General features: G+C 44.0%; 13 protein-coding genes and 1 pseudogene. 5 read left to right on the plus strand and 9 right to left on the minus strand.

Translation table 11 applies throughout. From position 1 onward, the window contains the following. The first annotated feature begins 13 nt into the window (after nt 1-13). The gene (locus tag OSCIL6407_RS0102680) at nt 14-934 is read left to right on the plus strand and encodes a vitamin K epoxide reductase family protein (protein ID WP_007355930.1); all 921 of its coding nucleotides are present in this window, start codon (nt 14-16) and stop codon (nt 932-934) included. A 57-nt stretch (nt 935-991) separates the two neighbouring features. Here OSCIL6407_RS0102680 and OSCIL6407_RS0102685 read toward each other — a convergent pair whose 3' ends face one another. The 3 genes from OSCIL6407_RS0102685 to OSCIL6407_RS0102695 form a co-directional block, all read right to left on the minus strand. Beyond that, nucleotides 992-1,873: an MBL fold metallo-hydrolase gene (locus tag OSCIL6407_RS0102685; protein WP_007355929.1), complete on the minus strand. Its 882-nt coding sequence runs from the start codon at nt 1,871-1,873 to the stop codon at nt 992-994. 86 nt (nt 1,874-1,959) lie between these two features. After that, on the minus strand, nt 1,960-3,024 hold the full coding sequence (locus OSCIL6407_RS0102690; protein ID WP_007355928.1) for an AI-2E family transporter: 1,065 nt from the start codon (nt 3,022-3,024) through the stop codon (nt 1,960-1,962). 292 nt (nt 3,025-3,316) lie between these two features. After that, nucleotides 3,317-4,423 (minus strand): D-alanine--D-alanine ligase family protein, encoded by a 1,107-nt coding sequence (locus tag OSCIL6407_RS0102695; RefSeq protein WP_007355927.1) that lies wholly within the window; start codon nt 4,421-4,423, stop codon nt 3,317-3,319. A 209-nt stretch (nt 4,424-4,632) separates the two neighbouring features. Between OSCIL6407_RS0102695 and OSCIL6407_RS0102700 the strand changes: the two genes are divergently transcribed. After that, the gene (locus OSCIL6407_RS0102700; protein ID WP_007355926.1) at nt 4,633-4,857 is read left to right on the plus strand and encodes a hypothetical protein; all 225 of its coding nucleotides are present in this window, start codon (nt 4,633-4,635) and stop codon (nt 4,855-4,857) included. 235 nt (nt 4,858-5,092) lie between these two features. Here OSCIL6407_RS0102700 and OSCIL6407_RS38040 read toward each other — a convergent pair whose 3' ends face one another. From OSCIL6407_RS38040 to OSCIL6407_RS38050, 4 genes and pseudogenes are all read right to left on the minus strand, one after another. After that, entirely contained in the window at nt 5,093-5,350 is a 258-nt protein-coding gene (locus OSCIL6407_RS38040) for a transposase (RefSeq protein WP_407635872.1), read from the minus strand. Continuing rightward, complete coding sequence (locus OSCIL6407_RS38045; RefSeq protein WP_007355924.1) at nt 5,301-5,480, minus strand: hypothetical protein; 180 nt, start codon at nt 5,478-5,480, stop codon at nt 5,301-5,303. The genes OSCIL6407_RS38040 and OSCIL6407_RS38045 overlap by 50 nt, the downstream gene beginning before the upstream one ends. Nucleotides 5,481-5,483: 3 nt before the next feature. Then, nucleotides 5,484-5,647 (minus strand): annotated as a pseudogene (locus tag OSCIL6407_RS38265) (IS5/IS1182 family transposase); the annotation flags it as partial. A 10-nt stretch (nt 5,648-5,657) separates the two neighbouring features. Further along, nucleotides 5,658-5,798, minus strand: a complete 141-nt coding sequence (locus tag OSCIL6407_RS38050; RefSeq protein WP_007355923.1) for a hypothetical protein — start codon at nt 5,796-5,798, stop codon at nt 5,658-5,660. 206 nt (nt 5,799-6,004) lie between these two features. Between OSCIL6407_RS38050 and cruF the strand changes: the two genes are divergently transcribed. The 3 genes from cruF (at nt 6,005) to OSCIL6407_RS0102725 (ending at nt 10,193) form a co-directional block, all read left to right on the plus strand. Next, a complete protein-coding gene (cruF, locus tag OSCIL6407_RS0102715; protein ID WP_007355922.1) occupies nt 6,005-6,943 on the plus strand; it encodes a gamma-carotene 1'-hydroxylase CruF in 939 nt (312 codons plus the stop codon). 286 nt (nt 6,944-7,229) lie between these two features. After that, nucleotides 7,230-8,444, plus strand: coding sequence for a 2'-O-glycosyltransferase CruG (gene cruG, locus OSCIL6407_RS0102720; protein WP_007355921.1), 1,215 nt, complete (start codon nt 7,230-7,232; stop codon nt 8,442-8,444). A 438-nt stretch (nt 8,445-8,882) separates the two neighbouring features. Continuing rightward, nucleotides 8,883-10,193: a cytochrome P450 gene (locus OSCIL6407_RS0102725; protein WP_007354623.1), complete on the plus strand. Its 1,311-nt coding sequence runs from the start codon at nt 8,883-8,885 to the stop codon at nt 10,191-10,193. A 40-nt stretch (nt 10,194-10,233) separates the two neighbouring features. Here OSCIL6407_RS0102725 and OSCIL6407_RS0102730 read toward each other — a convergent pair whose 3' ends face one another. Beyond that, the gene (locus tag OSCIL6407_RS0102730; protein ID WP_007354624.1) at nt 10,234-10,803 is read right to left on the minus strand and encodes a hypothetical protein; all 570 of its coding nucleotides are present in this window, start codon (nt 10,801-10,803) and stop codon (nt 10,234-10,236) included. A 93-nt stretch (nt 10,804-10,896) separates the two neighbouring features. Next, entirely contained in the window at nt 10,897-11,289 is a 393-nt protein-coding gene (locus OSCIL6407_RS0102735; protein WP_007354626.1) for a DUF1830 domain-containing protein, read from the minus strand. Nucleotides 11,290-11,498 lie beyond the last annotated feature (209 nt).

Below are 11,498 nucleotides of genomic sequence, written 5' to 3' on the forward strand. Positions count from 1 at the left end.
TGGAGATAATTTTATGAAACACGCACGTTCAACGCCTTGGATTCATAAATGGTCGCGTCTAATTATGGCAGGAATCGCTACTGTAGGAGCTGCCATAACTGCTTACTTAACAGCGGTAAAGTTTAGCCAGGAAACAGCAGCTTGCCCAACTAGCGGCTGTGATGTAGTTCTTTCCAGCCCTTATGCAACAATTTTTGATTTGCCCCTTTCTTTGTTTGGTTTTTTGGGTTATGCAAGCATGATAGCTTTTGCTGTAGCTCCCTTATTAGTCAATGGATCGGAGCAGAAAAAACTTAGATTAAAATTAGACAATTGGACGGGGCTTTTGCTATTTGCAGGTGGGACAGCCATGATGATTTTCAGCGGCTACCTGATGTACCTCCTAGCTTTTGAAATTCAAGCTGATTGTATTTACTGTATTGCCTCTGCTCTCTTTTCGATTAGCCTATTTTTCCTATCAATAATTGGTCGGGATTGGGAGGACATTGGGCAGCTATTTTTGAGCGGAATTTTGGTAGGAATGGTGGTGCTAATTACTTCAGTTGGTCTTTATACCAGCGTGAGTAATCCCGGCACTGCTACTGCTGAAGGTTATGCAATTACAACCTCCTCTGGTGCTTCGGAAACTGCCCTAGTCAAGCATCTTCAGAAAGTAAAAGCGAAAATGTACGGTTCATTTACCTGCGAACACTGTCATAATCAGAAGGAACTATTTGGTAAGGAAGCTGCTGGTAAGTTAAATTATATCGAATGCAACTCCGAGAGCATAAAGGCTCGGCTCGATCTCTGCGAAGCTGCTAAAATTGAAGGTTTTCCTAGTTGGGAAATCAACGGCAAATTATACCGAGGAGAGAAATCTTTGCAGGAGTTAGCTGATTTGTCTGGATATCAAGGCGATCGCAACTTCCAGAATACAGGAAGCCACGAACATTAGCTTTTCAAGAAATGAAACATTGTCTGCTGAGGATCGACCCGGATTTGGTATTAACTGTTAACGAAGTTTATATCCTTCCATCCAAGTAATACATTGCTGCATCTGTTTACCCATAGTTTCTCTATCGGCATGATATCTGCGTCCATGTCCCGGCAAAACCCATTCAAAGGAATAATTAGCTAATTTTTGCATAGATTTCACCTGTTCGGGCCAGGAATACCAACAAACGCGGGGAAAGGCTAACAACTGCTTAAGTTCATCAGACCAGGCGAGATGATCGCCACTAAATAAATATTTGTTGTTGTAGAGTAAAACTGTGTGACCTTTCGTATGACCGGGAACAGGAATAATTAACAAATCAGTTGCTAATTGGTAGGGTTCGCCGCCAGATAGTTTAATTTCTACATCGCGAGTATCAGTGGTAATTTCGTCTGTATGGAGGATGCGATCGCAGCCAAAATGGTCGCGATACTTTTGATGATCTGCCACATCGTCTTGATGAGTCAGATACATATAGCGAATGTCGCCCATTGCTTCTATCTGCTTGACTAACGGCGGAGAGAAACGAGGAGAATCAACCAAAACATTGCCTTCGGGCCGGACAATTAAATAGCTGGCTGCGCCGTAGGATTTCTCGGAGTGATAGCCGCAATGATAAATATTCTCTGCTATTAGCAGAGGGAAACTATGCTGAATATCTTTGATATTTTTCGGTTTCTCAACAGTACCGATAGAACTGGTAGGGCAAGATAATAAGGCCTGAAGCGATCGCTCTTTTTCAACCTCATTAGCTGGCTGGTGGTAAACCGCAGACTGTTCTCCAGTTTGGTGAAATATTTCTGGTGCCATCCACCGACAGGTATCGCAGTCAATACAGGTAGTATCGACATAAAAATTACCATTGGTATTTTCGGGACGGCGCAAATTTAGATGAGCCATATTTAAAACCGATATACTACAAGGAATTAATTTGATTATATCCTAGAATATTAATAACTGTGTCAGTCTTAATTTATTTTATCACTTTATTCTAGCTCTTCAATTGTAGATTCTAAACTTGTTGGCGAAGTTCGCAGATTTTCGACTGTGCTTTTAATAAAACCTGCGATCGGAACCGCTACTAATAAACCAATTAATCCTCCGACTTTAGTTGCTATTAATAGCGAGATAAAAATCCAAACAGGGTTGAGTCCAGTAAAACCTCCTAAAAGGCGCGGAGCAATCCCATTTTCAATTACTTGGTCAAGTACTGTCGCCACAGCTAAAACCTTCATCCCTAGCCAAAAGTTGTTCAAAGCCATCAATAAACTAACGATGCTGATACTCAAGCCTGCGCCCAAGGGAATTAGGGTCATTATGCCTACTGCTAAGCCAAATAATAAGCCAAAAGGAACCTGCAAAATTAGAAAGGCTACTGTCATTGATAAACCCATAAAAGTTGCCAAAGTAGCCTGTCCAATGAAATAATTTTGAAAGTTACGGCGTAAAGACTCACGGATTTGACTGCCCAATTCAGGGGGAAACCACTGAAACAAACCATCCCATAAACGCTGACCGTGCAGTAGTAAGTAAAATGTCAGAACTACTGTGATCATTAAGTCTAAGAGACTCCCGGCTGCGCCTAATACAACAGTTAAAATTTGACCAATAATTGACTGTAGTTGAGTAGAAAAACGCTCGCTCAATTGCTTAGCAAAACCCCGGAGATCGATAGGAAGGTTGCGGTTTTTAGCCCAATTATGGAGAGTCTCAAACTGTTCAGCACCAGAATTTATCCAACTGGGTAGGCGGGTGACAAGCTCATTTAATTGACCGAGAATAATAGGAGCAAGGGTGACAGCCAATACCACTAATATTAGTAAAAACAGACATAATACTAATACAACTGCTTGCTGCCGCTTCACGCCGTAGCGTCGCAGGAAATGTACGGGATAATCTAGTAAAAAAGAGAGTACGGTTGCTGTTACAAAAACGGTGATCAAGGAGCGAAAATATTCAAAGACTAGGAGCAGTAACCACGAATTGAGTACCACTAGGGGAAATAATAATCCCCATATCCACGATCGCGGCAGTTGATTTACAGGTTTCATGTAAGTCAGGAGCAAGAATTCAGAATTAAGAATTTTAACTGCTAATCGGAAAAGCCTATTAACTAGAAGGCTAAGGTATTAGCAGCAGGGAAAACAGAATTGACAGTGTGATTTTTTGCTATTGTCATTAGATATTTAATTGTGTCCAACTGAAGCTTTTTCCTGAATTCTGGCTCCTGAATCGCGTTAAGTAGAAGGAAGAAGGAAGAAGGAAGAACGAAGAACGAAGAAGGTTTATACAGCCAACTTTTTAGCCATCAGTATCTTATGTTTAATTCAGTGGATTTACTTATCAAAACTTTTCAGTATGCCGTTCTAGTGCTAATTGAATTAAGCGGTCTACTAATTCGGCGAAGGAGATGCCCGAAGCTGCCCAAAGTTGAGGATACATACTGGTAGCTGTGAATCCGGGGAGGGTATTAATTTCATTAATTAGAACTTGGCCTGTAGATTCGACATAGAAGAAGTCTACTCGCGCTAAACCAGCACAGTCAAGGGCTAAAAATGCTTCGATCGCCATTGATTGAATTTGAGAGGCGATCGCATCGCTGACTTTTGCGGGAATAAATAGATCTGCTTGCCCATGTGCGTATTTAGTTTCGTAGTCATAGAAATCACTTTTATAAGTAATTTCCCCAACTATAGAGGCTTGAGGTCGATCGTTGCCTAAGACGGCGCATTCTAATTCTCTAGCAACTACTCCTGCTTCAACAATTATGCGGCGATCGTAACTAGCGGCGCTGTCGAGGGCGGTTTCAAGTTCTGGGCGCGATCGCACTTTAGAAATTCCTACTGAGGAACCTAAATTCGCTGGTTTCACAAAGCAGGGATAGCCTAAATTTTCTTCGATTTGGTCGCATAATTTGGGGAAAATGCAAGGATTAGACCAAACTTGCGATCGCGTGACAGCAGTATATTTAACTTGCGGTAAACCAGCTTGGGCAAATACCATTTTCATCGCAATTTTATCCATCCCCATTGCCGATCCCAAAACCCCAGAACCGACAAAAGGTACTTGCATTAATTTCAGCAACCCTTGTACAGTACCGTCTTCACCGTTTGGCCCATGTAAGACGGGGAACCAAACATCGACAATATCGGGCCTTGGGAATTGACCATAGGCAATTGGGGATTGAGGAGTGAGAATTAAATTTTCCCCTAAATTGGCGATCGCCTCTTCCCCCTCTAATTGTAGGGGTTTTCCGGTTTCTAAGACTTGTTGAGGCACTGTTCCTGCTAACCAGCGACCATCTTTTTGGATGTAAAAGGGTAGAACTTCGTATTTACTGGCATTTTGGTCGGAAGCGATCGCACGCGCGATCGCCCTTGCGGAACTAATTGAGACTTCGTGTTCCCCAGAACGCCCGCCAAATAACAGTCCTATCCGTAATTTCGTCATTTTTTATACTCCTACTAATATACTGAGTTAGCGCAGTTACCAAGGGAACAATAGCATATTAGCAGCGATTCATTAATTGAGTGTTCTCATCAGGAGGCGATCGCCAACTCCAAGCACATCAGCGGATGTACTGCAAACTGTAAATTGCACGAGATGCGATCGGCATATTCTATGTTGCCAGCGATCGACAATATAGAGAATTTCTAAAGATGCTAGAAACTCTTAAAAAAGTAATAGACAAATATCATACTCTTGGCATGGTTAAAGCTGACGAACTGCTGTTGCGTCCGACAGATGCACTTCGTCTTGCTGATGAGTTGGAACAGAGGGGGATTTTAATTCTAGGTGTAGATATTTGGTACTATAGCAATCCTAAATCATTTGTGAATTTCTTACTCCCTCCCCTTAGCAAGGGGAGGGTTGGGGTGGGGTAAAAAATTTACGATTCATTATAGGATTGCTATATATCGGCGATCGAATTGCTGAAGACCCAAGTTCATTAGATTTGAGTGAAATAACAAATGTAAAAGTTAGCGCCAAGCTTACTAGAGAATTTATTACCACTCACTTACCTGAAAAAACAGCATTTGTTTCATTTGTTCTAGAAGAAGATACAAGCGGGGAAACTGAGGGTTGAGATCGGATATAAGCAAACCTATTTGCCTTACCTTATTGTCGAACTTCCACAACATTTATCAACCCCCAATCATACTTATAAGCTGTTCGACATCTAAACTGCATTATCATGGCGGTATAATTTGTAGCAAGTTTCTCATATCGTGTAGCAATACGTCTCCATTGCTTGAGTCGGTTGATAGCACGTTCAACAATGTTGCGTTGACGGTAGATTTCACGGCTAAATAGACCGCGACGCAGTTCATTTGACAGTCGTGGGATGGTAAAACGGATACCTCGGCTCTGTGAAATAACTACGGATACGACGACCTGTGTAGCCTTTGTCCCCTACCACTCTTGAAGGACGGATACGGGGACGACCTCGCCCAGAACGTTTGACTGCTCCTTGTTCCATCAATTGTTCTAAAAATATTGACTTCATAAGTTGACCGGGAGTGAGAAGAAAAGTTATCGGTTTACCTTTACCCTCACAACGTATGTGTATTTTTGTGCTAAAGCCTCCGCGAGAACGACCTAGTTTCTCCTCTTCTTCACCCCCTTTTTTCCACCTGCGGCGTGTTGGTGGGCACGAATTACAGTTCCATCAACGTAATGCACGTCAAGCGTCTAGGTTTCCTTGTTTGTCCGCATCGGCTTGTAGGTGTTCTAAGACTTGTTTCCAGATATCGGCTTTTTGCCACCGATAAAACCGTGTGGCTATACTTTCCCACTGTTCGGTACTTAAGTCTCCTCTATTCATGAACACACCTGCCTGCGATCGCCTATTTTTAGGATACAACGAGTTTGAAAACACGCCCTAGCCCTTAGCCCCTAGCAACAAGAATATTAATAAAACTTATCGGTGCTGCGGAAACTATGACTTCTCGGTAGATTGTTCTTAAAGATTTGTAAACTATTATCTATTATGGAGTCCTTTGCGCCTCTGATATTTTTTCAAGGAGTCCCATGAAGCAACTTGTGATTGCCGAGCGTTTCTGCCTCATTGCCCACATCGTCTCAATGGCTTTTGGACTGGCGGGGTTGTTGGTGGTGATACCCCGTCCCGAATTGATTATGAGCTTGCCACCTGCTGGACAAGTTCTGTTTCAGTGGGGGATGGCTGGGGGTGGAGTAGTCTACATCATCTTCGGTGCAGCAGCAGTTGCTCTCTATGCCTATCGAACATTAGGACTAGGGGCGACTTTGAGCTTTATGCTGCCCTCTGTGTTTTTATCGCTGGGGAGCGAGTTACTAGGAACGAGCACAGGTTTTCCCTTCGGCCACTACCACTACCTCAGTGGTTTGGGCTACAAGATTGCGGGGCTAGTCCCTTTCACAATTCCCCTGTCATGGTTTTATCTAGGATTAGTTTCCTACGCGATCGCCCGGGCGGGAGTAGCTGGTAGAGATGGCGAACTCAACTGGGTGCGCCAAATCGCAGCGATCGCCTTTGGTGCATTACTACTGACATCTTGGGATTTTGTCCTCGATCCAGCCATGAGCCAGACGATCGTACCTTTCTGGGAGTTTGAAGAGGTGGGAGCCTTCTTTGGGATGCCCTACCGCAACCTGGCAGGGTGGATGGGTACAGGAGTACTGTTTATGAGTGTGGCAGCATTTTTCTGGAGGAAAACACCCAATCTATTGCAGCGATCGCAATTAGGTTTGCCCCTAGTTGTTTATTTGATTAACTTCGCCTTCGGAGCAATTATTACCATCACCTCCCTAGATTCCCGGTTCTGGTTCCCAACATTACTAGCCGTATTTTTGGGTGTAGTTCCGGCTATAGCTTTGTCGTGGATGGCCAAGCCTCAAACTCAAGAAGCGGCTGAAACAATCTCATATCAGGATCAATTGGCTCTCAAGGCTGAAATTGCACCTCAGCCAGTGGGATTGCGAAAATAAATAGGAGCTAGGGGCTAGGGGCTAGGGGCTAGGGACTAGGGAAGAAGGGAATAGAATCAAGGTTTCCAGCAATCGCTCCTGTCCTAACTGTCAAGAAGGTTGCTATATCTTTTAGTCGGTTTTAGTCGTCTTTAGACGACTTGAGCTATTAGCCAGGGGTTGAAACCCCTGGCGGGTTCCAGTAGGATGATTCAATCTAGAGCGCAAACCCGGTTTCTTGAGGAAACTGGGTTCCCCTAGTCCTGGTAGAATATGAAACCACTACTTAAATTTCCAATCTAAATCTTTGATTCTTTCGCTCGCCCATTACCTATCCTCCCCTGATTTATCGATCGAAATTGCCAGTGTCGGACTGCTAGTGCTGCAATTACCAGCCGTAGCCATTCTCTTATCGCGGTTGATGAAAGGGCCCTCTCGCTATCCACCCTTGGAACCGCAGTCACCAACCCCAGATTTGGTAGGTACTTGTAGCGCGATCGTACCGACTTTAAACGAAGCCGATCGCATTTCACCTTGTCTAGCGGGATTAACTCACCAAAGTTACGAACTTCGGGAAGTAATAGTCGTTGATAGTTATTCCGAAGATGGAACGGGGGATTTAGTCAAAGCTACGGGACAAAATGACCCTCGGTTTCGCTTGATTAACGACGATCCCTTACCTTCTGGCTGGGTGGGCCGCCCTTGGGCCTTGCATACAGGTTTTTTGAACAGTTCCGATCGTAGCGAGTGGATTGTAGGGATAGATGCAGATACGCAACCCCATCCCGGTTTAATTGCCAGTTTGCTCAAGACAGCGGCTACTGAGGGTTACGATCTAATTTCCCTTTCGCCGCAGTTTATCCTTAAATATCCCGGAGAATTATGGCTGCAACCCGCCTTGTTGATGACTTTAGTTTATCGTTTTGGGCCGACGGGTACGGGGGCGGAATCAGCAGAACGAGTAATGGCAAATGGTCAGTGTTTTTTGTGTAAGCGATCGGTTTTAGCTCAATTAGGGGGCTATACAGCCGCAAAAGGTTCTTTTTGCGATGATGTCACCCTAGCTCGTTTTGCCGCATCTCTTGGGTTTAAAGTCGGGTTTTTGGACGGTGCGAAGGTTTTGAAGGTGCGGATGTATGAGGGAGCCCTTGAAACTTGGAAGGAGTGGGGGCGATCGCTTGACTTAAAAGATGCTTCTTCTCAGACTCAAATATGGGGGGATTTGTGGCTATTATTAGCAGTTCAAGGCTTACCGATACCAATTTTATTGAGCTATTTATTTTTGTCTCTACCTTTTTCTCTGTCTCCATCGCCTTCTCTATTTTTGTTAGGATTAAACCTATTTTTGCTTGCAATTAGGGTGGCTTTGTGCTTTGCGATCGCACCTTCTTATGACCGCACGCAAGCACAATCTAAGTGGATATTTTGGCTTTCTCCTCTCGCCGATCCCTTAGCCTTTTTACGAATTCTACTCTCTGCTATTAACAAGCCTACTCAATGGCGGGGTAGGAGTTATAACTAGGGGCTAGGGGCTAGGGGCTAGGGGCTAGGGGAAGAGAGGGGGAGCAGGGGAGCGGGGGAGCAGGGGAGCGAGGGAGGATGGGGAAGAGGGGGAGGATGGGGGAGGATGGGTAATTAGCCATTAGCCATTAGCCATTAGCGATTAGGACTTACGCAGGTTGTCGCAGAAACCGGGTTTTTAAGAGAATCTGTGGGTAAAAGCGAAGTATTTTCGTCAAAAAACCCGGTTTCTTTGGTTGGGTGCGTAAGTCCTGCATAAGCGAGTGTCCTAACCGTCTTCACGGTTGCTATATTAATCAAAATTGTTAAATGTTAATTGTTAATTGTTAATTATCCCTTTCCCATCCTCCCCCATCTCCCCCTCTCCCCTGCTCCCCCGCTCCCCCTGCTCCCCCATCTCTTCCCCTAGCCCCTAGCCCCTAGCCCCTAGCCCCTTCTTATGAACCCACTTCCCTTACCTCCTGGTAGTTTTGGTTTACCACTAATTGGAGATACCATAAACTTTTTGCGTGACTCTCAATTTGCCAGAAAACGTCACCAACAATACGGGCCAATCTTCAAAACCAGCCTCTTAGGACAGCCTACCATTTTCCTCTACGGCCCAGAGGCAAATATGTTTATATTGACCAATGAAAATCAATATTTTACTGTTAGCTGGCCACCTAGTACCAAAGCACTTTTAGGCCCTTTATCTTTAGCTTTACAAACAGGGTCAGACCACCAAAAACGCCGCAAATTATTGTATCAAGCATTTCAACCAAGAGCGCTAGCTGGTTACACTATCGCTATGGAAGAAATCACTCATCAATACCTGCAAAAATGGGGAAAAATTGGTACGCTAACTTGGTATCCAGAACTTAGAAACTATACTTTTGATATCGCGGCAAAATTGCTGGTAGGACTTGATTCTGGTTCCCAGACAAGCTTAGGTCATTTCTTTGAAACTTGGTGTGAAGGTTTATTTACAATTCCCCTACGTTTGCCTTGGACAAAATTTGGTCGCGCTTGGAAATCTCGCAAATTACTATTAGTAGAAATTGAAAACATTATCCGTCAGCGACAGCAAGAACCAGAGATTGGAAAAGATGCTTTAAGCTTGCTAATTGCCGCTAAAGATGAAGAAGGAAATAGCCTCAGTTTAGAAGAATTGAAAGACCAAGTTTTGCTACTACTATTTGCTGGACATGAAACTCTAACTTCTGCAATTGCATCTTTTTGCCTGGAATTAGCTAAACACCCCCAAATCATGGCAAAAGTCAGGGAAGAACAACAACAATTTCCCCCAAGCGAACCCATAACTCTCGAACAGCTCAAACAAATGCCATACTTAGAGCAAGTGATGAAAGAAGTGCTGCGGTTAGTTCCTCCAGTGGGTGGCGGTTTTCGGGAAGTAATTCGCTCTTGTGAGTTCAACGGATATCAAATTCCTGAAGGTTGGAACATTCTTTATCAGATTAATCAAACCCATAAAGATAGTCAAGTTTACCCCGAACCAGAAAAATTTGACCCCGAACGTTTTAACCCGGAACACTCAGCAAATTCTAAACCATTTAGCTATGTACCTTTTGGCGGCGGTTTGCGAGAATGTCTAGGTAAAGAATTTGCTAAGTTAGAAATGAAACTATTTGCAGCGCGAATTGTGCGCGAGTTTAACTGGGAACTTTTACCTAATCAAGACCTAACTCTAATTACAGTACCAACACCCCATCCCCGTGACGGTCTACAAGTAAAATTTACCCCTCAAACTTAAAAACTATCTGGGTTTATCTGTGGTTATCTGTGGCAAAAAATCACAAAGCTGCATTGACAATAGTCCAGACATCAACTAACAACAATAACACCGTACACACCAACAAAATCAAATACATCCAAGGTTGCGACAAAGGGCGGACATCCGCTGTATCGATCCCCGTTTTTGCTTCCACCAACCGCACCAATTTAGCAAATCCGGCCACGCGCATTGGTAACAAATAACCTTGACCAGAATCGCTCAAAAAGTAGTAGACTAAACCACCCTGACCAGTAGTTCGAGGTTTAAGAGCTTTTACTTGATTCCAAGGTAGCGACCAACCTTGTCGATAAAAACGAGGCACCCATTTGGGATATGATACTTGAATCTCTTCTTCGTTTAATATCACCATTTCGCTCAGAGTTGCATATATCGCCACGCCACCCAAACCGATACCTACCCACAATAATGCTGGCGGTACTGGTGCTGCTGTCACCTCTGATAAAAAAGGTAAAGGCAATGTCAGGGCCACATAAAGACTGAGCAAAGTAATGCGAATTAAAGGAGAAATGTGAAATACCGCAGGGAATTCTGCTTTCAAAGGTAATGGTTGATTGGAGTCTGCTGACATCGCTCAAATGCTAAAAAGTCTTCAATCAAATCTTTGCATAGTATTCCTGCCTGTGGATGAAACTGAGATAAATCCAAAAAACAGAACTAAACCTCAGTCAATTAATGTTAAAGCAGGCATGGGTAAAGGTTCTGGTATTTCTCTGGATTTAGGGCGCGGTGCATTCCTCGTTGGAGTGGTAGTAGTTGCGCCTGTAGACTGGGTGGATGGGTTGATTGTCGAGTAGGGCCCTTCGTTGATTTGTAGGCGATCGCAAGGGATTTTGTCTGATAAGATGGCACTGGCCATCATCCCAGTATGAATTTCCATCAGTCCTGCGGGTAATGCTTCAAATACTAGGCGTTGACCTGGAAACACCACTCGCTCGAAGTACCAGTTGGAAATATTGGTGATGCGTGCAATCTGGATTTGGCTGGTAGCATTCACATAGCAGCAGAGAATCTTACCAGAGCTGTTTGAAGGTAGGGGATCGAGAATTTGAGCCATAACTGCTGAGGAGCTTCACGCTAAAACAAGTTGTGATATAGCAAAGGTAACACTTGGCGATCCCCATCCGTTGTAAACGGGACTACCAATCGGTAAACTTGTCAAGAGTTACGCTCGCTTCTGAAAGCCAATATTGCTAGTTGTTGACCAAAATCTAACCTTAATGGCTAAATCGCGTCTTTATTCCCTAATATTGAAGGGCTGAGAGG

This window comes from Kamptonema formosum PCC 6407, assembly GCF_000332155.1.
GTDB classification, from domain to species: Bacteria; Cyanobacteriota; Cyanobacteriia; order Cyanobacteriales; family Microcoleaceae; genus Kamptonema; species Kamptonema formosum.